This window comes from Primorskyibacter sp. S187A (assembly GCF_049800955.1).
Lineage (GTDB): Bacteria > Pseudomonadota > Alphaproteobacteria > Rhodobacterales > Rhodobacteraceae > JAKVBH01.
Map to the genome: position 1 here is coordinate 92,761 of NZ_JBNAGA010000001.1, position 22,982 is coordinate 115,742.

At 60.5% G+C, this 22,982-nt stretch carries 25 protein-coding genes; 20 read left to right on the plus strand and 5 right to left on the minus strand.

Features of this window, described 5'->3' with window-relative positions:
• Positions 1 to 30: 30 nt before the first annotated feature.
• A complete protein-coding gene (locus tag ACP15S_RS00505) occupies positions 31 to 882 on the plus strand; it encodes a DMT family transporter (protein ID WP_425037438.1) in 852 nt (283 codons plus the stop codon).
• Between the two features lie 3 nt (positions 883 to 885).
• Here the strand turns inward: ACP15S_RS00505 and ACP15S_RS00510 are convergent, their stop codons facing one another.
• Positions 886 to 1,503: a TetR family transcriptional regulator C-terminal domain-containing protein gene (locus ACP15S_RS00510; RefSeq protein WP_425037439.1), complete on the minus strand. Its 618-nt coding sequence runs from the start codon at positions 1,501 to 1,503 to the stop codon at positions 886 to 888.
• Between the two features lie 188 nt (positions 1,504 to 1,691).
• On the opposite strand from ACP15S_RS00510, the gene ACP15S_RS00515 reads away from it, so the two are divergent.
• From ACP15S_RS00515 to ACP15S_RS00555, 9 genes are all read left to right on the plus strand, one after another.
• The gene (locus tag ACP15S_RS00515) at positions 1,692 to 2,951 is read left to right on the plus strand and encodes a Zn-dependent hydrolase (RefSeq protein WP_425037441.1); all 1,260 of its coding nucleotides are present in this window, start codon (positions 1,692 to 1,694) and stop codon (positions 2,949 to 2,951) included.
• Positions 2,948 to 3,610 carry a hypothetical protein gene (locus ACP15S_RS00520; RefSeq protein ID WP_425037443.1) on the plus strand — a complete coding sequence of 221 codons (663 nt, stop codon included), beginning with the start codon at positions 2,948 to 2,950 and terminating at the stop codon, positions 3,608 to 3,610. Before ACP15S_RS00515 ends, ACP15S_RS00520 begins: the two co-directional genes overlap by 4 nt.
• Positions 3,611 to 3,619: 9 nt before the next feature.
• Positions 3,620 to 5,074, plus strand: coding sequence for a dihydropyrimidinase (hydA, locus tag ACP15S_RS00525; protein WP_425037445.1), 1,455 nt, complete (start codon positions 3,620 to 3,622; stop codon positions 5,072 to 5,074).
• Complete coding sequence (locus ACP15S_RS00530) at positions 5,074 to 5,487, plus strand: hypothetical protein (protein WP_425037447.1); 414 nt, start codon at positions 5,074 to 5,076, stop codon at positions 5,485 to 5,487. Before hydA ends, ACP15S_RS00530 begins: the two co-directional genes overlap by 1 nt.
• A 121-nt stretch (positions 5,488 to 5,608) precedes the next feature.
• Positions 5,609 to 6,391, plus strand: coding sequence for an ABC transporter ATP-binding protein (locus tag ACP15S_RS00535; protein WP_425037449.1), 783 nt, complete (start codon positions 5,609 to 5,611; stop codon positions 6,389 to 6,391).
• An 81-nt stretch (positions 6,392 to 6,472) separates the two neighbouring features.
• On the plus strand, positions 6,473 to 7,405 hold the full coding sequence (locus ACP15S_RS00540; protein ID WP_425037450.1) for an ABC transporter permease: 933 nt from the start codon (positions 6,473 to 6,475) through the stop codon (positions 7,403 to 7,405).
• Complete coding sequence (locus ACP15S_RS00545; protein WP_425037452.1) at positions 7,402 to 8,253, plus strand: ABC transporter permease; 852 nt, start codon at positions 7,402 to 7,404, stop codon at positions 8,251 to 8,253. The genes ACP15S_RS00540 and ACP15S_RS00545 overlap by 4 nt, the downstream gene beginning before the upstream one ends.
• 22 nt (positions 8,254 to 8,275) lie before the next feature.
• Positions 8,276 to 9,262, plus strand: a complete 987-nt coding sequence (locus tag ACP15S_RS00550; protein WP_425037454.1) for an ABC transporter substrate-binding protein — start codon at positions 8,276 to 8,278, stop codon at positions 9,260 to 9,262.
• Between the two features lie 78 nt (positions 9,263 to 9,340).
• Complete coding sequence (locus ACP15S_RS00555) at positions 9,341 to 9,628, plus strand: DUF1330 domain-containing protein (RefSeq protein ID WP_425039621.1); 288 nt, start codon at positions 9,341 to 9,343, stop codon at positions 9,626 to 9,628.
• A 60-nt stretch (positions 9,629 to 9,688) separates the two neighbouring features.
• On the opposite strand, the gene ACP15S_RS00560 is transcribed toward ACP15S_RS00555, so the two are convergent.
• Positions 9,689 to 11,851 (minus strand): molybdopterin cofactor-binding domain-containing protein, encoded by a 2,163-nt coding sequence (locus ACP15S_RS00560; RefSeq protein WP_425037456.1) that lies wholly within the window; start codon positions 11,849 to 11,851, stop codon positions 9,689 to 9,691.
• Positions 11,852 to 11,854: 3 nt separating this feature from the next.
• Positions 11,855 to 12,319, minus strand: a complete 465-nt coding sequence (locus tag ACP15S_RS00565; RefSeq protein ID WP_425037458.1) for a (2Fe-2S)-binding protein — start codon at positions 12,317 to 12,319, stop codon at positions 11,855 to 11,857.
• Positions 12,320 to 12,502: 183 nt separating this feature from the next.
• Between ACP15S_RS00565 and ACP15S_RS00570 the strand changes: the two genes are divergently transcribed.
• Complete coding sequence (locus tag ACP15S_RS00570) at positions 12,503 to 13,402, plus strand: sulfotransferase domain-containing protein (RefSeq protein WP_425037460.1); 900 nt, start codon at positions 12,503 to 12,505, stop codon at positions 13,400 to 13,402.
• Positions 13,403 to 13,411: 9 nt separating this feature from the next.
• Here ACP15S_RS00570 and ACP15S_RS00575 read toward each other — a convergent pair whose 3' ends face one another.
• Both ACP15S_RS00575 and ACP15S_RS00580 read right to left on the minus strand, forming a co-directional pair.
• The gene (locus ACP15S_RS00575; protein ID WP_425037462.1) at positions 13,412 to 13,915 is read right to left on the minus strand and encodes a DUF1772 domain-containing protein; all 504 of its coding nucleotides are present in this window, start codon (positions 13,913 to 13,915) and stop codon (positions 13,412 to 13,414) included.
• On the minus strand, positions 13,912 to 14,322 hold the full coding sequence (locus ACP15S_RS00580) for a hypothetical protein (protein WP_425037463.1): 411 nt from the start codon (positions 14,320 to 14,322) through the stop codon (positions 13,912 to 13,914). The genes ACP15S_RS00575 and ACP15S_RS00580 overlap by 4 nt, the downstream gene beginning before the upstream one ends.
• A gap of 341 nt (positions 14,323 to 14,663) precedes the next feature.
• Here ACP15S_RS00580 and ACP15S_RS00585 point away from each other — a divergent pair, with 341 nt between their 5' ends.
• From ACP15S_RS00585 to ACP15S_RS00625, 9 genes are all read left to right on the plus strand, one after another.
• Positions 14,664 to 14,849 (plus strand): hypothetical protein, encoded by a 186-nt coding sequence (locus tag ACP15S_RS00585; RefSeq protein ID WP_425037465.1) that lies wholly within the window; start codon positions 14,664 to 14,666, stop codon positions 14,847 to 14,849.
• Positions 14,846 to 15,004 carry a hypothetical protein gene (locus ACP15S_RS00590; protein WP_425037467.1) on the plus strand — a complete coding sequence of 53 codons (159 nt, stop codon included), beginning with the start codon at positions 14,846 to 14,848 and terminating at the stop codon, positions 15,002 to 15,004. Before ACP15S_RS00585 ends, ACP15S_RS00590 begins: the two co-directional genes overlap by 4 nt.
• Positions 15,001 to 15,483: a hypothetical protein gene (locus tag ACP15S_RS00595; protein WP_425037469.1), complete on the plus strand. Its 483-nt coding sequence runs from the start codon at positions 15,001 to 15,003 to the stop codon at positions 15,481 to 15,483. Before ACP15S_RS00590 ends, ACP15S_RS00595 begins: the two co-directional genes overlap by 4 nt.
• A 14-nt stretch (positions 15,484 to 15,497) precedes the next feature.
• Positions 15,498 to 16,772, plus strand: coding sequence for an imelysin family protein (locus ACP15S_RS00600; protein WP_425037471.1), 1,275 nt, complete (start codon positions 15,498 to 15,500; stop codon positions 16,770 to 16,772).
• Between the two features lie 116 nt (positions 16,773 to 16,888).
• Positions 16,889 to 18,442: a di-heme oxidoredictase family protein gene (locus ACP15S_RS00605; protein ID WP_425037472.1), complete on the plus strand. Its 1,554-nt coding sequence runs from the start codon at positions 16,889 to 16,891 to the stop codon at positions 18,440 to 18,442.
• Positions 18,439 to 19,446: an imelysin family protein gene (locus ACP15S_RS00610; protein ID WP_425037474.1), complete on the plus strand. Its 1,008-nt coding sequence runs from the start codon at positions 18,439 to 18,441 to the stop codon at positions 19,444 to 19,446. The genes ACP15S_RS00605 and ACP15S_RS00610 overlap by 4 nt, the downstream gene beginning before the upstream one ends.
• A gap of 1 nt (position 19,447) precedes the next feature.
• Positions 19,448 to 20,521 carry a DUF1513 domain-containing protein gene (locus tag ACP15S_RS00615; RefSeq protein WP_425037476.1) on the plus strand — a complete coding sequence of 358 codons (1,074 nt, stop codon included), beginning with the start codon at positions 19,448 to 19,450 and terminating at the stop codon, positions 20,519 to 20,521.
• 391 nt (positions 20,522 to 20,912) lie between these two features.
• Positions 20,913 to 22,079: a tyrosine-type recombinase/integrase gene (locus ACP15S_RS00620; protein ID WP_425037478.1), complete on the plus strand. Its 1,167-nt coding sequence runs from the start codon at positions 20,913 to 20,915 to the stop codon at positions 22,077 to 22,079.
• Positions 22,060 to 22,977 carry a radical SAM protein gene (locus ACP15S_RS00625; protein ID WP_425037479.1) on the plus strand — a complete coding sequence of 306 codons (918 nt, stop codon included), beginning with the start codon at positions 22,060 to 22,062 and terminating at the stop codon, positions 22,975 to 22,977. Before ACP15S_RS00620 ends, ACP15S_RS00625 begins: the two co-directional genes overlap by 20 nt.
• Positions 22,978 to 22,982 lie beyond the last annotated feature (5 nt).

Genomic DNA, 22,982 nt, shown 5'->3' on the forward strand with positions numbered 1-22,982 from the left:
CTGTCCAGCGAATTGCAGGGCCATGCCGCGATGCTCAGTTTTTCGCTGCTGGTCTCGCTGAGCTTCTTCTTTGGCCATTTCATCGCGCAGGAGATCGAACCCGGCGTGTTGATGGCGCTGCGCTTCGCGTTGGCGACGGCGATGCTCTGGGGCGTGCTGCTGTGGTTTGGCGCGCGGCCGGTATGGGTCCGCTTCTGGCGCTTTGCGCTCGTGGGGGCGCTCATGGCGCTTTATTTTATAACCATGTTTGAAGCGCTCGCGCGCACCAGCGCTGTCTCGACGGCTGCTGTGTTCACGCTCACGCCGCTGATGGCGGCGGGTTTAGGCTGGCTGATCTCGCGACAGACGACCAACATGTGGGTGCTCACCGCGCTGCTGATCGGCGGGGTAGGGGCGCTTTGGGTTATCTTTCGGGCAGATCTCGACGCGCTCTTACGCTTTGAGATCGGGACGGGCGAGGCGATCTTCTTCTTCGGTGCGCTGGCCCATGCGGCTGTCCCGGCCCTGCTGCGCAGCTATTGTCAGGACGTCACGCCGCTGCAATCCTCTTTTGGCACGACGCTGGGTGCATTGCTCGTCACCTGCGTTTACGCGGCGCCTGAGATCGTCATCACGCCATTTGCGAGTTTGTCGGCGCAGGTCTGGTGGGTCCTGGCCTATCTGGCCATCGTGACGACCGCGCTCACCTTCTTTCTGTTGCAATACGCCTCCAAAAGGCTGCCGGGCACGAAGGTCATGGCCTATACCTATCTCGTCCCGTCCTGGGTCTTGCTCTGGGACGTCTCGGTGGGCCGTTGGCCGTCGCCCATGATCCTGCTCGGGTTGGCAGCGACCTTGCTGGCCTTGCTCATGCTTCTGCGCGGCGCACGCAACGCGACGTGAGCCTCAAGGCGTCAGCGCGCGAATGAAGAAATCGGTCAGATAGGCATCGGCCTCCTGAAAGAGCCGGGCCTGACGGTCGGGGCCCAGAATGGCCTGCACCTGAATGTCGAAATCCGCGTAGTGCTGCGTCATGGCCCAGATCGAGAAGATGAGATGGTGCGGGTCAATCTCGGCGATCTTGCCTGCCGCACTCCAGCTTGCAATCAGAGCCGCTTTGTCATCAACCAGCGCCTTGAGATCGCCAGACAATTGCGCCCGGGTGCGCGGCGCGCCATGCAGGATCTCGGTGGCAAAGAGCTTGCTTTCGCGCGGCATCTCCTCGCTCATGCGCAGTTTGCGCCGCATGTAGGTCAGGATGGCCTCAAGCGGATCATGCGTCTCGGACAGATCGCGCAGGGGCTGCAACCAGACCTCCAGCAGGCTTTCCAAAAGCTCCGTATAGATCGCATCCTTGCTGCCGAAGTAATAGACCACATGGGGTTTGGACATGCCGGCTTCAGCGGCGATCTTCTCCAAAGTGGCCCCACGCAGCCCATGCTTGGCAAAGACCTCGAGGGCAGCCGCCATGATGATGGCGCGTTTCTCGCGTTGAATGCGCGTTGGTTTTCGCGGGCGCGTCATGGCTCTTTGTGCGGGTCCGTCTTGCCTATCGTCCGGGCAGGTTACATGCTCGGACGCGCAAGGCATGCAAAAAACTGTCCAACTGGTCAAAAAAAGTTGACCCCGGGGCCATGCCTGCCCCACGCTTGGTCAAACGCGTGGAATCGCGTCTGCGCGATGTCGCACGAAAAAAGACAAAGGGGGTCATCATGGACGGAACCAAACCCGGCGGGCAAAACTTTCGCATCGATCCGGACCGGCTCTGGGACAGCCTCATGGAGATGGCCAAGATCGGCCCCGGTGTTGCCGGGGGCAACAATCGCCAGACCCTGACCGACGAAGACGCCGAGGGCCGCGCCCTCTTTCAGAGCTGGTGCGAAGCAGCAGGCATGACCATGGGGCTCGACACGATGGGCAACATGTTCGCCACCCGAGAGGGCACCGACCCCGACGCGCTCCCCGTCTACATGGGAAGCCATCTCGATACCCAACCCACGGGCGGCAAATATGATGGTGTGCTGGGGGTTCTTGGCGGGCTGGAAGTTATCCGCACGCTCAACGATCTCGACATCAAGACCAAACACCCCATCGTCATCGCCAATTGGACCAACGAGGAGGGCACCCGCTTTGCCCCCGCCATGCTGTCGTCCGGCGTGTTTGCGGGTAAACATACGCAGGATTGGGCCTATGACCGCGTCGATGCCGAGGGCAAAACCTTTGGGGACGAACTCAAACGGATCGGCTGGGTCGGCGACGAAGAGGTGGGTGCGCGCAAAATGCACGCCATGTTCGAGCTGCACATCGAGCAGGGCCCCATTCTGGAGGCCGAGGGCAAGGATGTGGGTGTCGTGACCCATGGTCAGGGCCTGCGCTGGATCGAATGCACCGTGACTGGCAAGGAGAGCCACACCGGCTCGACCCCCATGGCGATGCGCAAGAACGCAGGCCGCGGCCTCGCGCTCATCACCGAGCTGGTCCACGAGATCGCCATGAAGAACCAGCCCAACGCGGTGGGCGCCATCGGTCATATCGACGTCTACCCCAATTCACGCAACATCATCCCCGGCAAGGTCGTCTTCACCGTGGATATGCGCACGCATCTGCTCGACAAACTGAATGGTATGGTTGACGAATTCATGGCCCGCGCGCCGAAGCTCTGCGGAGAGATCGACGTGGAATTTGATTGCCACATCGTTGGCCAGTTCGATCCGCCCGCCTTTGACGAGACCTGCGTCAAAGCCGTGCGCGATGCCGCCGAAGAGCTGGGCTACAGCCATATGGACATCGTCTCCGGCGCGGGCCACGACGCCTGCTGGATCAACGATGTGGCCCCCACGGCAATGATCATGTGCCCCTGCGTGGATGGGCTGTCGCACAACGAAGCGGAAGAGATCAGCAAGGAATGGGCGCAGGCCGGGACGGACGTGCTGCTGCATGCGGTGCTGAACACGGCGGAGATTGTCGGGTGAGCCGAGCCGCGCTTGCCTTTGGTGCGCTGCTGGCCGTCGTGGCGGCGGCGCTTCTTGCCTTTGCGGTCTACACCACGTGGCAGCGCATGCAGGTGTTGCAAAACGATGTGGATTACTACTCCGGGCGCGCAGCACAACTTGAATTCGAGAAACGCGAATTCCTCAACATCCTGAATGGTTTTGACACGCGCGACGCCTTGAGCGCTGCCGTGCAAGAGGGCGATGCCGCGACCCGCCAGGCCATTGTCGACAATCTCAATGCCAAACTCGCCGAAACGCTCGCGCCCTTTCCCAAAGGAGCCATCGTCGAGGAGGCTCTGGCGCAGATCGTGGAAGGCGCTCCGGATGTGCGCCAATCGGCCTATGACCGGATGTACATCACACTCTTTGGTTCGCTGGAGCCCACCGTCATCAACCAGCCGGTTGTTGAAGGCGCTTTCGCCACAGTCAACACGGTTGTGAGCCTGCTCACGGCGTTGGGCGGTGTGGGCTCCGGCCTCGTGTCGTTGCTTGTTTTTCTCGTGAGTGGCCGCAAACGCGATGTTGAGCGTGAGTTGCTCTCGGTTGATCTGGAAATGCGCCGCGTGGAGCTTGCCAAAGCCCAGTATGACGCGCGCGAAGCCCTCAGCTTTGCGCAGCGTCCCCCTTCGTCGTCCTAGGAGAATGCCATGACCAAAGTCATCAAAAACGGCACCATCGTGACCCATGATCTGACCTATGAGGCAGACGTGCTCATTGATGGTGGCAAGATCATCGAGATCGGGCCGAACCTTGCAGGGGACGAAGAGCTCGACGCCACAGGCTGCTATGTCATGCCCGGCGGGATTGATCCCCATGTGCATCTCGAGATGCCCTTCATGGGCACCTACTCTTCGGATGATTTTGAGAGCGGCACGCGCGCGGCCCTTGCGGGCGGGACGACGATGGTCGTGGATTTCTGCCTGCCCAATCAGGGCGAGAGCCTGCTTGATGCGATCAAACGCTGGGACAACAAATCCACCCGCGCCAATTGCGACTATTCCTTCCATATGGCGGTGACATGGTGGGGCGAGCAGGTCTTCAACGATATGAAGACCGTGGTCGAAGAGCGGGGCATCAACACGTTCAAGCATTTCCTCGCCTACAAAGGCGCGCTCATGGTCAATGACGATGAGCTCTTCTCCAGCTTCAATCGTCTCGCTGAGCTGGGCGGCATTGCCATGGTGCATGCCGAGAACGGCGATGTGGTGGCCGAGCTGTCCGCCAAGCTGCTCGCGGAAGGCAATACCGGCCCTGAGGCCCATGCTTATTCTCGGCCCTCTCAAGTCGAGGGCGAGGCCACCAACCGCGCAATCATGATCGCTGATATGGCAGGCGTGCCGCTCTACGTGGTGCACACCTCCTGCGAGGAGGCCCACGAAGCCATCCGGCGGGCGCGCCAGCAGGGCAAGCGCGTCTGGGGGGAGCCGCTGATCCAGCACCTGACACTGGATGAGAGCGAGTATTTCAACGCCGATTGGGACCATGCCGCCCGCCGCGTCATGTCGCCCCCTTTCCGCAACAAGAAGCATCAGGACAGCCTCTGGGCCGGCCTGCAATCGGGCTCGCTCTCTGTCGTGGCAACCGACCATTGCGCCTTTACGACGGAGCAAAAGCGCTACGGGGTGGGCGATTTCACGAAGATCCCCAATGGCACGGGCGGGCTGGAAGACCGGATGCCCATGCTCTGGACCCATGGCGTGGAGACCGGGCGGCTGACGCCCAATGAATTTGTGGCCGTGACCTCGACGAATATCGCCAAGATCCTCAATTGCTATCCCCGCAAGGGTGCGGTGCTGGTGGGCGCGGATGCTGACCTTGTGGTCTGGGATCCTGCCAAGACCAAGACGATTTCCGCAGGTGTGCAACAATCAGCCATCGACTATAACGTCTTTGAGGGCAAGGAGGTCAAAGGTCTGCCCCGCTTCACGCTGACCCGCGGCCATGTGGCGATCCACGATGGCGAGGTGCGCACGCAAGAGGGCCATGGCCAATTCGTCAAACGCCCGGGCAACGGCGTGACGAACCAGGCTCTGAGCACGTGGAAAGAGCTCACCCAACCGCGCCCCGTGCAGCGCACGGGCATTCCGGCAACGGGGGTTTGATGTCGCTGCCGACAGCATTCGCCGCACACTTTTTGTCGGTCCAAGTCGGGGCCTTGGTCTTTTGTATTGGCTTGATGTTGGTTGATGAAGGTGTGCAGCCATTTGACGCTTTCGAAGGCGTCGGAGTTTGGATGATTGGTCAGCTCTTAATTCTGCCGATTGCCATCTTTACGATGCCGATAGGCGCTTTACTGAGAATGCTAGCGGGCATGTGGGGGGGCAGACCCAGGACGGCAGCACTCGGGTTTGGTGCAGGTGTTGGTTTGCTTGGATGGGCGGCTGTGGCGCTGGACTCTGACTTGAGCAATGGCCAACTGTTTTGGAGCGGGCTCCTATCAATCGCCGCAGGGCTGGCGGGCGGGTTGACTTGGTTCGCGTTTGAACAGCCGTCGACGCAGGATGTAATTCGATGAAATCTGTCCTTCGCAACCATGCCCGGCGGCACGCCGGGCAGCCCCCGACCGCCCCCCCGGGCGGGGGCTTCACCCCCACCCGCGGCCGGGGACTGCCCTTAGAGCTTTGGATTAAACACTCGTGACGACCGCTCCCGTGATTTCCGCCCAAGACCTGAACCTGACCTTTGAGACCAACGATGGTCCGGTGCATGCGTTGAGCGATGTGCATCTGGAGGTCGAGAAGGGGGATTTCGTCTCTTTCATCGGCCCCTCGGGTTGTGGCAAGACCACGTTTTTGCGCTGTGTGGCAGCGCTGGAGACGCCCACGGGCGGGACGCTCACGGTCAATGGGATGACGCCCGAGGAAGCGCGGCGGTCCCGGGCCTATGGCTATGTGTTCCAGCATGCGGGCCTTTATCCGTGGCGCACCATCGGGGCGAATATCCGTCTGCCGCTCGAGATCATGGGCTATGGCAAGTCGGAGATGGCCGAGCGGGTGCAAAACGTGCTCAAGATGGTCGATCTCGAGGGTTTTGAGAAGAAATACCCCTGGCAACTCTCGGGCGGTATGCAACAGCGCGCCTCGATTGCCCGCGCGCTTGCGTTTGACGCGGATATCCTGCTGATGGATGAACCCTTCGGGGCGCTGGACGAGATCGTGCGGGATCACCTCAACCAGCAGCTTCTGGAGCTCTGGGCGGAAACCGGCAAGACCACGCTTTTCGTCACCCATTCGATCCCCGAGGCGGTGTATCTGTCTACCAGGATCGTTGTGATGTCGCCCCGCCCGGGTCGCATTACAGATGTCATCGAAAGCCCTTTGCCGCGCGAGCGCCCGCTCGACATTCGGGAAACGCCTGAGTTTCTGGAGCTTGCGCATCGGGTGCGCGACGGGCTTCGCGCGGGACATTCCTATGAATAACGTCCGCGCCCGCACCCAGCGTCGCGTGGGGGCCAGCCCCCACACCCCCGGCGTATTTTTCGCCAGAAGAAGGGGGGCGTCTTGCGCAATGTGATCCCTATCCTGACTGTTCTCGGGGCGATCGTGGTCCTGTGGTATCTTGCGGTGGCGCCGATGAACGTGCGCGTCGCGCTTGATCAGGCCGAGCGGGCCGGCGCGGAAGTGGTGCCGGAGGGCTCAGTGGAGCGGCGCTCTGTCTCGGTCTGGCGTCTCATGACGCAAAACCGTGCGCATGTGGCTGCGGGATACGATCTTGACCGGCCGCGTTTGCCCACGCCCCAGCAGGTTGGGCAGGAGCTTTGGAAGACCACGGGCGCCATGGCGATGAAGGGCCGCGCCTGGTCCAAACGCTCGTTGATCTATCACAGCTGGATCACCCTGCAATCGACGCTTTGGGGCTTTTTGCTGGGCACGACTTTGGGCATCGTGGGGGCTGTTGCGATTGTCTACAGCCGCGTGGCCCAGATGAGCCTGATGCCCTGGGCGATCATAAGCCAGACGATCCCCATCGTGGCGCTGGCGCCGATGATTATCGTTGTCTCCTCTCAGCTTGGCGTGGAGGGGCGGGGGCTGCCCAAGGCGATCATTTCGGCTTATCTGTGTTTCTTCCCGGTCTTGGTTGGCATGGTGAAGGGTCTGCGCGCGCCGGAGATCGCGCAGCTGGATCTGTTGAAGTCCTATGACGCCAATAGCTGGCAGAGCTTCTTCAAGCTGCGCTTGCCCGCCTCGCTGCCTTTCTTGTTCACCTCGCTGAAGGTTGGGATTGCGGCGGCGCTGGTGGGGACGATTGTGGGCGAATTGCCGACCGGAGCGATCTCTGGCCTGGGGGCGCGCATCCTGATCGGGGACCAATTCGGAACCCCTCTGGCCATTTGGTCCGCGCTCTTTGCGGCGGCGATCCTTGCGGGGCTTCTCGTGACTTTGCTTGATCTTGCCCAAAGGCTGGCGCTGCGGAACATGGGAGGGCAGGCATGACCGCTTTGATCGCGAGCCTCGTCTTCTGGATTGCGGCGTGGGGCGCCAATATCTGGCTGGCCAATTCGCGCTGGCGGGAGACCCGTCTGGTGCGGATCGCGGTCCCTGTTCTCTTTGGGGTTACGCTCCTGGTGTTGTGGGAAGGTGTGGTGCGCGGGCTTGGGGTCAGCCCGGTGATCCTTCCCGCGCCCAGCCTCGTGGCGCAGACCTTTGCCGCCTCGCTCGAGACGCTGTTGATCGATGTCGAACAAACGGTCATCAAGGGGGCTCTGCGCGGGTTTGTCATTGGCGCGATTGCGGCCTTTCTCTGCGCGATTGTCATCGACCGCTCGGCATTTCTGACCCGTGGCCTGCTGCCCATCGGGAATTTCTTCGCGGCTCTGCCGATTGTGGGGGTTGCGCCCATCATGGTGAACTGGTTCGGATTTGACTGGCAGTCCAAGGCGGCGGTTGTGGTCGTCATGGTGTTCTTCCCGATCCTCGTAAACACGGTTCAGGGGCTGAAGGCCAGCGATGCGATGCAGCGAGACCTGATGCGCACCTATGCGGCCAGTTATGTGCAGACGCTTGTCAAACTCCGCTTGCCTGCGGCGATGCCCTTTGTCTTCAATGGGCTCAAGATTGCCACAACGCTGGCGCTCATCGGGGCGATTGTTGCTGAATATTTCGGCTCCCCGACCCGCGGCATGGGGTTTCGCATCTCCACGGGCGTGGGCAGCTTGTCCATTGATCTGGTTTGGGCTGAGATCGCCGTGGCCGCTCTTGTCGGCACCAGTGCCTACGGGGTGATGGCTTGGATCGAACGCAGGGTGACCTTCTGGCATCCCTCGCACCGCAATTCACAATAGCAACCAAAACAGGGAGTAAACGATGAAACTCAAGGCAAGTATAACAGGCGCGGCGCTGTCGCTCGTCGCAGGCGCGGCATTGGCTGCGGATGATGTGACGCTGCAGCTGAAATGGGTCACTCAGGCGCAGTTCGCTGGGTATTACGTGGCGCTGGAAAATGGCTACTACGGTGAGGAAGATCTCAACGTGACGATCAAGCCCGGCGGGCCCGACATTGCACCCACACAGGTGCTCGCAGGGGGCGGCGCGGATGTGACAGTGGAGTGGATGCCTGCCGCGCTGGCCGCGCGCGAGAAGGGCCTGCCCATGGTCAATATCGCGCAACCGTTCAAATCGTCTGGCATGATGCTGACCTGCCGCAAGGATGAAGGCGTGGCCAGCACGGATGATTTCGCGGGCAAGACTCTGGGCGTGTGGTTCTTCGGCAATGAGTTCCCGTTCCTGAGCTGGATGAGCCAGCTGGGCATCCCCACCGATGGCTCGGACGCCGGTGTCGAAGTGCTCAAGCAGGGCTTTAACGTCGATCCGATCCTCAACGGGCAGGCGGCTTGTATCTCTACCATGACATACAACGAGTACTGGCAGGTCATTGATGCAGGGCTGTCGCCTGATGAACTGATGACCTTCAAATATGAGGATCAGGGCGTCGCGACGCTGGAGGATGGTCTCTATGTGCTGGAGGAAAACCTCGAGGATCCGGCTTTTGTCGACAAGATGACCCGTTTCGTCCGCGCTTCCATGAAGGGTTGGAAATGGGCCGAAGAGAACCCCGAGGACGCGGCCATGATCGTGCTGGAGTATGACGAGACGGGCGCGCAGACCGAGAACCACCAGATCCGCATGATGGGTGAGGTAGCCAAGCTGACCGCAGGGTCCAACGGCGCGCTTGATCCTGCTGATTATGAGCGCACGGTTGCGTCGCTCCTGGCGGGTGGCTCCGATCCTGTGATCACCAAGGCGCCCGAAGGGGCCTGGACCCATGTCATCACAGATGGCGCATTGAACTAAGCTGCGCCGCTGAGGCTAAGTCGGGGGGCGGAGGCCATGCGCCGCCCCTCGTTTTCCTGACAGATGAAAGCAACATCGATGCCCAAAGCCTATTGGATCGCCCATGTCACGGTCACGGACCCGGAGAGTTATGCTGTCTATGCCGCGGGGACTGCGGCTCCCTTTGAGAAATACGGCGCTACGATTTTGGCGCGGGGCGGCGCGTATCACGCGCTGGAGGGCCCCGATCATCCGCGCAATGTGGTGATTGAATTCCCGTCCATGGAGGCGGCGCTGGCCTGTTACCGGTCAGAGGAATATCAGGCCGCGCGGGAGCACCGCCTCGAGGCGGGCATTCCCCATATCACAATTGTCGAAGGGGTGTGAGGCCCGCGCCACCGCTGTGAAGAGGCGGCGCGATATCGTTTTAGACGACCGCGCCTGCAATCAGGCGAAGGAAACCCCATCGTTGACCATCGGCAAGATCGCGACGGCGCGCCCTGCGCTGGCAATGGCATTGGCGAGCGCCGGTGCTGACGGGGGCGTTCCCGGCTCACCGACACCGGAGGGAGGCTCTGCAGAGGCCACGATATGGGTCTCGATGGCGCCAATATCCCCGATGCGCAAAGGCTCATAATCCGGGAAATTGTACTGATCAACGACGCCACCGGCGAGCGTGATTTCATTGCGCATCGCATGGCCCAGCCCATAGCCGACCCCGCCTTCGATCTGCGCTTTCACGATATCGGGGTTGACCGCAATGCCGCAGTCTACCGCACAAGTGACCTTTTCGATCTGCACACCGTCCTCGGCGTTGCCCGAAATTTCAACAACCTCGGCCACGAAGCTGCCAAAGGACTTGTGCACGGCGATGCCTTGCGTGCGCCCGGCCGGGGCTTGGCCCCAATTGCCTTTTTCGGCCGCGAGTTTCAGCACCTGCGCCTTGCGCTGCTGATCCTTGCTGTCGCCCAGATGCGCGAGGCGGAATTCCACCGGATCACGGCCCGCGGCGCGCGCGGCCATATCCATCATGACCTCCATCGCATAGGCCGTATGCGTATGCCCGACAGCCCGCCACCACAACGTGTTGGTCGCTTTCTTTGTATCCGTCAGGCCGACATGGAAACCGGGGATCTCGTATGGCGTGTCAGACACGCCCTCGACAGAGGAATGATCGACACCGTCATGAACCGCAAAGGCCTCAAACGGGGTGCCTTTCATGATGGACTGGCCTGCAATGCGATGATCCCACGCGACGATCTCGCCTGCCTCTGACAGGCCAACCTTGACCTTGTGGCCAAAGGCCGGGCGGTAATACCCGCCGCGCATATCGTCTTCGCGGCTCCACACAAGCTTCACGGGGCGCGAGCGATCGGTGATCGCAAAGGCCAGGGCCGCTTCGACCTGATAATCCGCCGATGGTGTGGCGCGGCGTCCGAAGGAGCCGCCCGCGAGCATCGTCTTGATCCGGACCTTTTCCATGGGCAGCTCAAAAATCTGTGCCAAGGCCATGTGCGGTCCGGTGGGCATCTGCGCGCCGTCATGCAAGGTGATCCCGCCGTCGTCATTGGCCTCAATCGTGCAATTCAGAGGCTCCATGGGCGCATGGGCCAGCAGCGGGAAATAGAACGTATGCTCAACGACCTGTGCGGCCTGATCCATCGGGCCGGGCTCTGTCTTGAGGACGTTATACGTTGGCTCGGCATTCAGGGCGGCCATGATGCCCTCTTTGATCTGCGCGCTGTCGCGGGTCTCGGCTGTCGAGAGATCCCACTCCACGCGGAGCGCGTCGCGGGCCTGCAGCGCGGCCCAGGTGTTCTCGGCGTAGACTGCAACGGCCGTGTTGTTGGGCAGGGCGGCGGCGCGGATAAAGCCTTTGATCGCCGCGGCATCGCTATCGTCAAATCCGCTGACCAATCCACCCATCTGCGGTGGCCGTGCCAGAACGGCAACCATCTGATTGGGCAGATAGACATCCATGGCAAACATCGCCTGACCGTTGCCCTTGATTGCACTGTCGACCCGGCGCACGCCGGGATTGCCGATCAATCTCCATTGCTCCGGCGTCTTGAGAACAGGCTCCGCAGGCGCCTCAAGCGCTGCAGCCGCTTCGACGAAATGACCCAGCGGGGCCGTTTGACCGCCGCCCGTGATCTGACCGTCGATGATATCCAGCGCAGCGCTCTCGACGCCCCACTCAGCCGCTGCGGCTTCGATCAGAACGGCCCGGGCCGCCGCACCCGCATTGCGGTATTGCAGGAAGGAATTGGCCATGGCCGTCGAGCCGCCCGTCCCCTGAAACTGGCCAAAGGCCAGATTGGCGTAGAGCTGCGGGTTGGATGGGGCAAATTCGTAGTCGATCTGATCCATGCCAATGCCGATTTCTTCGGCAATCAAGGTTGAGAGACCCGTGGCGGGCCCTTGCCCTTTCTCGAAGTGTTTGATGATCGCCACGACCTTGCCATCCGCGGTGATCTTCACGAAGGGATTGATCTGGGCGGCGGGGTTGCCCGCAGCCAGCGCGCCATCGGCGCGAAGCCCCACAACCAGACAGGCCCCTGCGGCAGCGGCCCCTTTCAAAAAACTGCGACGTGATGCGTTCAGTGTCATGGATCAGGCCTCCAGAATTTCAGATGCGCGTTGAATGCCCGCGCGAATGCGTTGATAGGTGGCGCAGCGACAGGCGTTGCCGTTCATATACGCGTTGATCTCCGCGACCGATGGTTTGGGATTTTCGCTCAGCAAGCCCACGGCTGACATGATCTGCCCCGATTGGCAGTAGCCGCATTGCACGACGTCCAGCTCTTGCCATGCCTGCTGAAGGGCGGCGCCTTCCTTTGTCTCTCCTATGGCCTCGATGGTCGTGATCTCCAGCCCTTCGACATCCTCGACATAGGTCTGGCACGAGCGCGTGGGCTCCCCATCGACATGCACCGTGCAGGACCCGCACGAAGCAACGCCGCATCCGAATTTCGTGCCCGTCATCTTCAATTCATCTCGAATGACCCAGAGCAGGGGGGTTCCGGGCTCGGCATCAACCGTGTGATCGGCACCGTTGATTTTCAGCGTCACAGTCATGGGGGGCTCCTTCGCAATGCGGTTCAACTAAAAAGGTAGCTGGATTGCGCGCCGGAGCAACCGGATCGGCGAAATGGTGAGCAAACAGACGCGGCACAGGGCGCAGGCATCGCATTGTAGCGGATAGGTAGGGCGCGCTCGTTTTATCTTGTAATGTCGCCAGTTCAGGACTTTGCTGAGGGTATGCGCCGCACGGAGACGCTCGCCATGATGCCTCGCAAACTTTATCTCGGCCCCCTGACCGACAGTCGCCGGTGGGACAAGGTCACCCTTCGGCCGGACGATATCCTCGTGGTCACGCCGCCCAAATGCGGGACGACATGGGCGCAAACCATCGTGGCCCTCTTGCTTTCGGGCGATCCGCAGATTGAGACGCAGCTGTCGGTCAAGATGCCATGGGTCGATATCCGGTTCCGTGAGATTGACGAGGTCGCCGCAAGGCTCGAAGCCATGGCGCACCGCCGCTCGATGAAGAGCCACACGCCAATGGATGGCATCCCGTTTCACCCCGAGGCGCAATACATCTGCGTCTTCCGGCACCCGTTGGATGCGCATTTTTCCTACCGCAACCATATCCGCAACAGCCCCCTGCGCTGGTTTGATCACTGGTTTCCCGAAGACGACCCAGACGGCATCACGTTCCGCCGTTTTCTCGATGGCGGTGCTGAAGGCTATGACACCGACGTCATGCCGCTCGCGCATATCTTGCGGCATTACAAAGCCGCCAGAGCGCGCGCGGATCGCAGCAACGTGACGCTTTTGCACTACGCAGACATGACGCGGGATCTCGCGGGGATCTTTGCGCAATTGGCGCGCGTGCTGGACACGCCCCACGCGGAGGATCTCATGGCGCAGCTGATTGCCGTGGCGCGGTTCGACAACATGCAGCAAAACGCCGAACGCTTTGCGCCCTCTGGCGGTCAGGGTTTTTTCAAATCCGACCGTGCGTTCTTTGAGAGCGGTAGCAGCGGCAAATGGCAGGGCCAGCTCTCCGAGGCGGAGCTTGCGGCCTATGACGCAATGATGGACGCCCATCTATCCGCCGAGGATCGCGCCTGGCTTGAATTTGGATCGCAGCAATAAGCGGGCTGGTTAGCCCACCTGTGGCGCAAGTCTATAGAGTGCAAGCCCGGTCAGCAGGAGCGCCGCGCCGCTGGCCATGGTGCGTAGAAGGTTCCAGAATTGCCACGGGGCGGAGTAGCGGCGCCAGATGTCCTGCGCCATGGCCTCATCATCGGGAACAGTCACCTGCGCCAAGGCTTCATTGAGCGGCACATTGACGAGGACAGTGACGAGAAACGCGCCGACAAGATAGAGCGCTGCCGCCCCACCGAAGAGCAGCGCGGCGCTCAGTTGCCCTGATCGAAAGGCCACAAAAGAGGTCGTGCTCAGGAAAACAGGTGTCAGAAAGAAAGCCGGGAAGAATACGATGTTGCGCACTGAGGCATTCATGGCCTGCATCGCCTTGATCGCGACCTGTGGCGTCGTGTTGTCCAGCCCCCACATGGTGGAGCAGACCCAGGCATAAAAGAAGCCGAAGATCGCGCCGATACTGAGCAGCGAGATCATCGACAAGGGCAAGAGCATCCGGGTCATTGCAGGCTTTCCTGCTGTAATCGGTGGGCGGGCAGGCTGGGGACTGCGGCGCGCAGCGTCGCGATGACAAGGCCAATGAGGCTTGCCGCCGCGATCTGTCCGAGAATGACTGCGGGCCAGATCAGATTGAACTGCGCGTCGAAATACTTCTGCGGCCCAAAGGAGAGCAGCGCGAGGAGCGCGGCCAGAACCGCAAGGACCTGTCCGCTCCGGCTCGTCAAAGGTCCGATGATGATCGCGCCAAGCGCTATCGCCAGAGAGGCGCCCAGAAAAGGTGCGATGCCAAAGAGGGGCGTGCGTAGGGGAGGGTGCGGGTCCACATCAGCGTAAAGGGCGGACAGCATGATCCCTTGCAAAACGATCAAGGCCGCAAGCGCGGCGAGGGCATGACGGTTGGTCTGGGACATTTCATTCTCCATAGGCGTAATTGAATTTACGATTAAAATGCGTAATGTGCTTTACGGAAGCTGTCAAGGGGCCTGAGGGCTGGGTGCCAGGCGGGTGAGGCATTGGGCCGCGCTACGCTTGGCTTGGGGCCAGTGCGTGAGGCTGTAGCCCTTGTCAGATAGCCTTTGCAGGACGCGCGAAACCGGGTTGAGCTCCATGAACGCGGGCGCGGAACCGGGAACTGTAAATTCCGACTTAATTTGTCAGGTTGACATATCCGACTGTTTCGCTAGGCTTTTCATGTCAAGCCACCCGAATTTGCGCAGGGAAGCCCGACACATCGATATGTGAGGACCTGCCAATGCACCCGAGTACCACACCCCACAGCCGCACGCGCGCGCCCCGCCACACCCCTCGTGTGCGGCAAGCCGATCGCTTCGAATGCCTCGTGGCGGCCTCTGAGGTCGACGAGATCTGTCCAATCTGGATCATCGACAGGTTTGAAGAGCAAAGCACGCTTGAAGACGTACGGAGGGCGGAGCCATGAGTGTGCAAGGACTGCCTGCCCCTCGCGTGCCGCGCTTTGGACGCCCGGCCAATTCTGACCGTGGCCTGTCTTGCGACAATGCAAGGCCCCGCATTGCACTGGGCCAATCGGAAGACGCGCGCCGTCGCACGCGCCCTGTCGGTGCGATCCGATGACCCAGAACACCCAAAACCGGGGTGGGGCCGCCGTGGGTGTTGTCTCCGATCTGGACAGCATTGAAGCGGCCTCCGTGATCTATCTGCGCCTGTGGTTCGATGGACCAGACGCTCAGGCCAAGGTCTGGAATGACTTTGCCGCGTCCCTTGGGTCCGACCAGGGCCGTGTGGCGCTGCGATCTTTCGAGACCCTGTGCTCGCTATGCGCGCGCCATGGCCGCAGACCGCTGATGCGGCATTCGGTGCAATGCGCCTGCGTGGGCGCGGATGAGGCCTGCTTTGCGCATTTCATCGCGACGGCAGCCACGGGCGAGCGCGAAGATGCAATGCTGCTCGCCTCGCTCATCGTCCGGGCAGATGTCACGCCGCTTGTCGCATCTCTGGCCACCGATGTCGGGCTGGCCTTCAAACGTATGCGCCTGAGCGCACCGCGCCAAATGAGTGCGCAAGATCAAACACAGCCAAGAACACTACACTAAAAGGGAACAGTGACATGACAGTGATTTCACAGGTCAAACCAATCGCGGCGACAGCCATCGCCCTGGCTCTGGCGATGCCCGCCTTTGCCGCCTCGCCAGAAGAGGTTCTGGAGACCTATGCCAATATTGCCGAGGCCAATTACACCGACAGCCTGATCACGGCTCAGCGACTGCAAGGCGCGGTCACGACGCTGATCGCGGACCCATCCGCCGAAAACCTGACCGCGGCCCGCGCCGCTTGGCTGGCCGCACGCGTGCCGTACCAGCAAACTGAGGTCTTCCGCTTCGGCAATGCCATCGTCGACGATTGGGAGGGCAAGGTGAACGCCTGGCCGTTGGACGAAGGGCTGATCGACTATGTGGACGCCTCCTATGGCGGCCCGTCTGACGAAAACGCCTTTGCCGCGCTCAACGTCATCGCAAACCCGACCTTCACGCTTTCCGGGCAAGACATCGATGCAACAACCATCACGCCTGCGCTTCTCGAAGACACTCTGCAAGAGGCGGATGGTGTCGAGGCCAATGTGGCCACGGGCTATCACGCCATCGAATTCCTGCTCTGGGGGCAGGATCTGAACGGCCACGGTGATGGTGCCGACGATCGGCCCTGGACAGATTACGCGCAGGGCGATGCCTGCACGAATGGCAATTGTGACCGTCGGGCCGAGTATCTGAATGCCGCGACCGATCTTCTGGTCGCTGACCTGGAATACATGGCTGGCGCCTGGGCCAGCCGCGGCGAAGCCCGCACAGTGCTGATGTCGAACGCGGATGCAGGGATCTCCTCCATCCTGACGGGTATGGGCTCGCTCTCGTATGGGGAAACAGCCGGTGAGCGGATGCGGCTCGGCGTGATGCTCAATGACCCTGAAGAAGAGCATTCCTGCTTTTCCGACAACACCCACAATGATCATTACTACAACGGCATAGGCATCCAGAATGTCTACCTCGGGGAATACATCCGTCTGGATGGCACAACGGTCACCGGCCCGTCACTGTCTGATCTCGTGGCCAAGACCGACGCGGCGCTGGATGCAGAAATGCAGGGCAAGTTGAGCGATGCCGTCATGGCCCTGGGCCGCATCAAGATCGCGGCGGAGGCAGGCTTTGCCTATGATCAGATGCTGGAGCGCGGCAACGCCGGGGGAGAGGCGCTGATCATGGGCGGGGTGAACGGGTTGATCGATCAGACCCGTTCCATCGAGCGGGTTATTGCAGCTCTTGGCGTGGATGGCGTCGGGATTGAGGGGTCAGACTCGCTTGATGATCCAGAGGCGGTTTTCCAGTAGGGTTCACCGCTCTCAAGGTGCTGCCTTCGACCGAGGCGGCACCCTCGCAAGACCCTGATACGCCCCTGTGCTTAGGGGCGTATCGCCGCGTTTCTCTTTGCTCGAAAGCCGTTGCCATGGCCTCCAAATCTCTCCTCCTTGGTCTCGCCGCCACCTGTGCCACCCCCTTCGCCGTCTTCGCCGAAACCCCATCGCCCTGGGCGCATCTGGGCGATCCGCACCTCTCCATCGTGCCCCGCACCGCCGAGGAAGCCGACCGCATCGCCCGTGTCACGACCCCGACCGACGATTTCAGCGCGGCCCAAAAGTTCGAAGAGCGCTCCGCCGGGGCCGCCACAGTGCGCGTGCTCTCCGACAGCAACGCCTTCTCGCTGCCCTCGGGCAACGTCACGTTCGAGGATGAATTGCAGTTCAAGCTCGGCAATGGCCTGTTTCGCAAGCTTTGGGTGTCCTCGCCCGCGTCCACCCTGGCCTCCGACGGGCTGGGCCCGCTTTTCAATGCGCGCTCCTGTCAGCGCTGCCACATCAAGGACGGGCGCGGCCACCCGCCTGAGAACGAGGATGATACGGCTATCTCGATGTTCCTGCGCGTGTCGATCATGGACCCTGATGGCGTGCCGGATGATGCGCGCGTGGCCGAGATCGCCGATTACATCGCCACCCTGCCGGACCCGACCTATGGCACCCAGTTGCAGGATTTCGCCGTGCAGGGGCATGCGTCGGAATACACGCTCGGCATCACCTACGAAGAAGAAATTGTAACGCTGGCAGACGGCACGGAGGTCTCCCTGCGTCACCCGACCTATACCGCGGACAATCTCGGCTACGGCCCCCTCGCTGCGGGCGCGATGCTCTCGCCCCGGGTGGCGCCTCAGATGATCGGGCTTGGTTTGCTGGAGGCCATTCCCGCCGCTGACATTCTTGCGCAGGCGGATCCCGAGGATCTGGACGGCGATGGCATTTCCGGCCGCCCGAATGTCGTCTGGTCGGTCGAGTATGACCAACCCATGCTGGGCCGCTTTGGCCTGAAGGCGGGCAACCCTACGATCATGCAACAATCGGCGGGGGCCTTTGCGGGTGATATCGGCATCTCCAATCCGCTCTTTCCGGCGGGCGCGGGCGAATGCACCGCCAAGCAGGCCCTGTGTCAGGACGCGATCCACGGCAATGACGCCGCGCGCGGCACGGAGATTGACGCCGAAGGCATGGACCTCGTGACCTTCTACAGCCGCAACCTCGGTGTGCCCGCACGGCGCGATGTGAATGACCCGCAGGTGCTGCGGGGCAAGGAGGTGTTTTACACGACGGGATGTGTCTCCTGCCACACGCCCAGCTACGTGACGCACCGGCTGGACAATCAGCCCGAACAGAGCTTCCAGCTTATTTGGCCCTACACCGACCTGCTGCTGCACGACATGGGGCCGGGGCTGGCCGATAACCGCCCCGAGGCCCGCGCGACGGGCCGGGAGTGGCGCACGCCGCCGCTTTGGGGCATCGGCCTGACCGAGCAGGTCAGCGGCCATAGCTATTTCCTGCATGACGGCCGCGCGCGCTCGCTTCTGGAGGCGGTCTTGTGGCATGGGGGCGAAGCCCAGCCGCAGCGCGATGCCGTGGTGGGAATGGACACAGCTGATCGTGAAGCGCTTTTGGTCTTTCTGGAGAGCCTATGAGACGTATTATCCTTGCAGCGGCCCTGACCTGTGCTCCTGTCGTCGTGGCAGCTGCGCCTTCGATCACAGAGATTATCGACGGGCACATCCTGCCACGCTTCGAGGCTCTTGCCGTTACCTCAAAGGCGCTCTCGGATGCCGCGATGCAGACCTGTGATCCAACCTCGGATAGTCTGCGCATCGCCTATGGCGCAGCTTTTGATGCCTGGATATCCGCGTCGCATTTGCGGTTCGGGCCGACCGAGGTCGATGACCGTGCCTTTGCGCTGGCGTTCTGGCCTGACAGTCGCGGGGCCACGCCACGCGCGCTGGCCGCGCTGATCGCCGCTGAAGATCCCATCGGCCATGACCCCGCAGCCTATGCCGATGTCTCCATCGCGGCCCGTGGGTTCTACGCGATGGAGTTTCTGCTCTATGATGACGATCTGATGCAGATGGGCACAGCGGCCTATCGCTGTACGCTTGTCCAAACCATGGCCGCGGACATCGCAGCCACCTCCAGAGCAATCCACGAGGACTGGCAGAGCAATCATGCACAGGTCCTCCTGCTGCCCGGTCCAAACGCGACCTACCGCAGCGAAGACGAAGTCCTGCAGGAGTTTTTGCGCGCCTTGAGCATGGGGTTACAGTTCACCCATGACAGCCGCCTCGGTCGCCCCCTGGGCACGTATGATCGTCCGCGACCAACACGGGCCGAGGCCCGCAGGTCCCAACGCTCCGCATCACATGTCGCGCTGAGCCTGTCGTCCTTACGGGACCTCGCCGCCTCTCTTGCCGTGTCCGATACCGCTCTGTCAGACGCGCTTGATCGCCAGTTCGCGACGGCTCTCAACAGGCTCGCGGCGCTTGAGGACCCCACCTTCGCAGGCGTTGCCGACCCGCAAGCGCGCCTGAAGATCGAAGTGATCCAGCAAAGCATTGGCGCGATCCGCACCATTGTGCAAACCGAGTTGGGGCCAAAGCTGGGCGTCGCGGCAGGATTTAATGCTCTGGATGGAGACTGACATGCAGGCGGGGCGCCGTCAGTTTATCGCCGGGCTTTTGGCAACCGGGCTTGCCCCGACCCCATCCTGGGCGGATGTGGGCTCGCCCGCGTTCCTCTCCGCCGCCGCCTTGTCCGATGGGCGCTACGCCTTGTGCGGGATTGATGACGCTCTGAACATCACATTCCAACGGCCGCTCCCGGCGCGGGGCCACGCGGCGGCGGCCCATCCCACGCGACCCGAGGCCGTTGCCTTTGCCAGACGCCCGGGCACCTTCGCTTGCGTTGTAGACTGCACCACAGGCGTTCAAAAGGCGATGCTGAAGGCCCCTGAAGGCCGCCATTTCTACGGCCATGGCGCGTTCTCCGAAGAGGGAAGCCTGCTCTACACAACCGAGAACGACTACGAGGCGGGCCGTGGATGTATCGGCGTTTGGGATGTAGCTGCGGGATATGCCCGTATCGATGAATGGGACAGTGGCGGCATCGGCCCCCATGACATCAGGCGCTTGCCCGGAACGGACAGGCTGGTTGTGGCCAATGGAGGGATCGACACACATCCCGCCTCCGGGCGCACCAAGCTGAATATCGCGACCATGACACCCAATCTGACATATATCGAGCAGGGCCGTATCGCGCAGACCGTTGCATTGCCACCCGCGATGCACAGAAACTCGATCCGGCACCTCGCGCTCAGCCAAGGTGGCGATGTGGCCTGCGGCATGCAGTGGCAGGGCGAGGGCACCCCTCCGGGTTTGGTGGCACATCACCGCTTTGGTGGACAGCTTAACATCTTGCGCGCCGCGCCAGACGAGCATCGCACCATGCGAGGATATATCGGGAGCCTTGCCTTCTCCGAGGACAACAAAACGATTGCCGCAACGTCGCCGCGGGGCGGTCTGGTCCAATTCTACGACGTGGCGTCGTCCCGTTTGGTTGGCACCCACAGTCTGCCGGACGTCTGTGGCATCGCCCCCGCAAAGGGGGGCTTCCTGCTCACATCGGGCACAGGCCATCTTGTCCACCTCGCGTCTGCTGGTGAACAGGTGATCCGGCAGGGAGGTGTCCGGTGGGACAATCATCTGGTCGTCATCTAGCTCGGCCGCCAAGGGGTTGATCCGGTGATAGGACACCATTCAAATGACCCAGAGCGGTCGCGCTAAACTCAAAGGAATGCCCGAACACGCAAGCGCGCGTGCCTACCAACCGGCTACTGAGATGAAATGAAAGCCCGAGCCCAGGGTGGACAGACGTAAAAACCTCGTCGGGATTACGATCCGTTGCAGCCAATAAAGAGAATGAAAGTGGTGCCCCCACACGGCACTGAACTACTGTTTCCTTGCTTCTCATAGCTTCTCATTTTATTGATTTATATACAGTTAGTTATTCAGCCCCTTCTCATAGCTGAACATAGCTGGTCCACCCTTTGCACCCCTAAAGGTGGACCAAAGGGTGGACTGGGAAAGGTGGACCAGAAGGTGGGCTGCGGTGATATACAACACGCTTAATCCTATGAAAGCCAAAAGCTTGGCCGCAGGCAAATACGCCGACGGCCAGGGGCTATGGCTGGTCAAACGCAACCAACAGGCAGGCAAATGGGTTCTACGCCTTTCAGTGTCCGGGAAGAGGCGCGAGATGGGCCTAGGGCCGTGGCCTGAGGTTTCTATTGCCGATGCCAGAAGCAAAGCTCTTGAGGCCCGCGCGTCCCTAAGAGACGGCACCGATCCTGTCGCAGCCCGACAGAAAATACAGCTTGCCAGCAAACGCCTCCCCCTAAAGGAAGCCGTAGACGGCTGCTTCAAAGCTCGACAAGCGGAACTTAAGGGCGACGGAAGCGCAGGTCGTTGGATGTCGCCACTTACGGTCCACATCATCCCAAGGATAGGCACCCTGCCCGTCGAAGAAATAGATCAGCACGTTCTAAAACGCACTCTTGAACCTATCTGGCACGAAAAAGCTGACACTGCCCGCAAGTGCCTCAATCGTATCAATCTCACCCTCAAACACGCGGCAGCCCTTGGCCTTGATGTTGACCTGCAAGCGACCATGAAAGCTCGCGCTCTTCTCGGAAAGCAGAGGCACCAAACCACGCATGTCCCATCAATACCGTACCAGGAAGCACCCGCATTCTATCAATGGCTCTGCAAGCAGCCGCACCAATCTTGCTTTGTGCTGCGGTTCCTCATGCTCACCGCCGCCCGAACAGGTGAGGTGCGCTTCGCCACTAGAGATGATATCGAAGGCAACATGCTTATGATCCCTCCAGAACACACAAAGACCAACCGAGAGCATAAGATACCGCTCACTGATGAGGCGCTGCGAGTGATTGATCAAGCGCACAAATTTGAAGGGTCAAACCTGTTGTTTCCGTCTGCCAAGGGCAGACCACTCTCAGACGCCACAATGAGCCGGTTTATGGAGCGTGAAGGATATGAGGCACGGCCACATGGCTTCCGTGCAACCTTTCGCTCGTGGGCCGAGGAGTGTACCGATGCGCCATTCGAGATTAAGGAAGCATGTTTAGGACATGTGGTCGATAAAGGAATTTTGCAGGCCTATCAAAGGTCCGATAGAATACAGAAAAGGCATAAGTTGCTTCGAAAATGGTCTTTACATCTATTGAAGACAAACAAACATGACAACAGCCGGAGCTAAAGATTGGCGCTCAAAAGCGCCTGAGCCAATGATAAATATGGCCGTTGCTCGAGCATGCTTTGTTAGATGTCCGGGTTGCTACAATCGATTTTCACCAAATCAAGACTTAATATCTAATGATGACATTATTGACTTCCTTAGATTTGCCTCGTCGAGAGGAGTTCGAAAGCTAACCTATTGTGGCGGCGACCCCCTCACCCGCCCAAACATCGTAGAGCTCATTCGCCGCACCAACGCTCTCGACTACAAAATAAAATTGGACACGGTTGGTACAGCGCTCATTACCCCAGCAAAAGCCATATACTTTGGCTCGGGAGATATTCCTTACGTGAAGTTGAGTGACATAGCAGAGTCAATCTATCTTTTCGCGATACCATTGGACGGCCATAACAGCGAAGTTACTCTAAAGTTCCGGAAGGGGCGAGACGAGTTGTTTGATGAACAGAAAAAAATTCTTAAGTTACTAGTCGGCTTTGGCTGTAACGTTGTCGTTCATACCGTAGCAACACAAGACAACATAAACCACCTAAATTGCATTGGACATACCATTCATGAGATCGATAAGAACTTGAACTGGAAAATTTTTCAATTCTCACCAAATGGACCGATCGCTCAACGAACTGCCGCGCGTTATGAAATTGACGTACAAGATTTTTCAAAGCGCGCCCTTGAAGCCAAGCAATACCTTTCTGGACTTGGGCACGTCGGCAAAATAAGCATAGCTCCCGTCGCAGGACGAGAGGGGATCTATTTGTTTATAGATTCAGAAGGCAAGGCGTGGCGTCCAGAAGATTCGAATGATCAATACCTGGGCAGCATAGTGTCAGCCGATGATCGCCCCAAAATTGTTGAGCACGTTATAGCCGCAAATATTAATCGGGTCAAATCCGCCAATTAGGTGAC

Bases quoted from the DNA above. Each gene is read 5' to 3' on its own strand.
- ACP15S_RS00505 (WP_425037438.1), top strand. From the start codon at position 31: ATGCTCAGTTTTTCGCTGCTGGTCTCGCTGAGCTTCTTCTTTGGCCAT.
- ACP15S_RS00510 (WP_425037439.1), bottom strand. From the start codon at position 1,503: ATGACGCGCCCGCGAAAACCAACGCGCATTCAACGCGAGAAACGCGCC.
- ACP15S_RS00515 (WP_425037441.1), top strand. From the start codon at position 1,692: ATGGACGGAACCAAACCCGGCGGGCAAAACTTTCGCATCGATCCGGAC.
- hydA (WP_425037445.1), top strand. From the start codon at position 3,620: ATGACCAAAGTCATCAAAAACGGCACCATCGTGACCCATGATCTGACC.
- ACP15S_RS00530 (WP_425037447.1), top strand. From the start codon at position 5,074: ATGTCGCTGCCGACAGCATTCGCCGCACACTTTTTGTCGGTCCAAGTC.
- ACP15S_RS00545 (WP_425037452.1), top strand. From the start codon at position 7,402: ATGACCGCTTTGATCGCGAGCCTCGTCTTCTGGATTGCGGCGTGGGGC.
- ACP15S_RS00550 (WP_425037454.1), top strand. From the start codon at position 8,276: ATGAAACTCAAGGCAAGTATAACAGGCGCGGCGCTGTCGCTCGTCGCA.
- ACP15S_RS00555 (WP_425039621.1), top strand. From the start codon at position 9,341: ATGCCCAAAGCCTATTGGATCGCCCATGTCACGGTCACGGACCCGGAG.
- ACP15S_RS00560 (WP_425037456.1), bottom strand. From the start codon at position 11,851: ATGACACTGAACGCATCACGTCGCAGTTTTTTGAAAGGGGCCGCTGCC.
- ACP15S_RS00565 (WP_425037458.1), bottom strand. From the start codon at position 12,319: ATGACTGTGACGCTGAAAATCAACGGTGCCGATCACACGGTTGATGCC.
- ACP15S_RS00570 (WP_425037460.1), top strand. From the start codon at position 12,503: ATGCGCCGCACGGAGACGCTCGCCATGATGCCTCGCAAACTTTATCTC.
- ACP15S_RS00575 (WP_425037462.1), bottom strand. From the start codon at position 13,915: ATGACCCGGATGCTCTTGCCCTTGTCGATGATCTCGCTGCTCAGTATC.
- ACP15S_RS00580 (WP_425037463.1), bottom strand. From the start codon at position 14,322: ATGTCCCAGACCAACCGTCATGCCCTCGCCGCGCTTGCGGCCTTGATC.
- ACP15S_RS00585 (WP_425037465.1), top strand. From the start codon at position 14,664: ATGCACCCGAGTACCACACCCCACAGCCGCACGCGCGCGCCCCGCCAC.
- ACP15S_RS00590 (WP_425037467.1), top strand. From the start codon at position 14,846: ATGAGTGTGCAAGGACTGCCTGCCCCTCGCGTGCCGCGCTTTGGACGC.
- ACP15S_RS00595 (WP_425037469.1), top strand. From the start codon at position 15,001: ATGACCCAGAACACCCAAAACCGGGGTGGGGCCGCCGTGGGTGTTGTC.
- ACP15S_RS00600 (WP_425037471.1), top strand. From the start codon at position 15,498: ATGACAGTGATTTCACAGGTCAAACCAATCGCGGCGACAGCCATCGCC.
- ACP15S_RS00605 (WP_425037472.1), top strand. From the start codon at position 16,889: ATGGCCTCCAAATCTCTCCTCCTTGGTCTCGCCGCCACCTGTGCCACC.
- ACP15S_RS00610 (WP_425037474.1), top strand. From the start codon at position 18,439: ATGAGACGTATTATCCTTGCAGCGGCCCTGACCTGTGCTCCTGTCGTC.
- ACP15S_RS00615 (WP_425037476.1), top strand. From the start codon at position 19,448: ATGCAGGCGGGGCGCCGTCAGTTTATCGCCGGGCTTTTGGCAACCGGG.
- ACP15S_RS00625 (WP_425037479.1), top strand. From the start codon at position 22,060: ATGACAACAGCCGGAGCTAAAGATTGGCGCTCAAAAGCGCCTGAGCCA.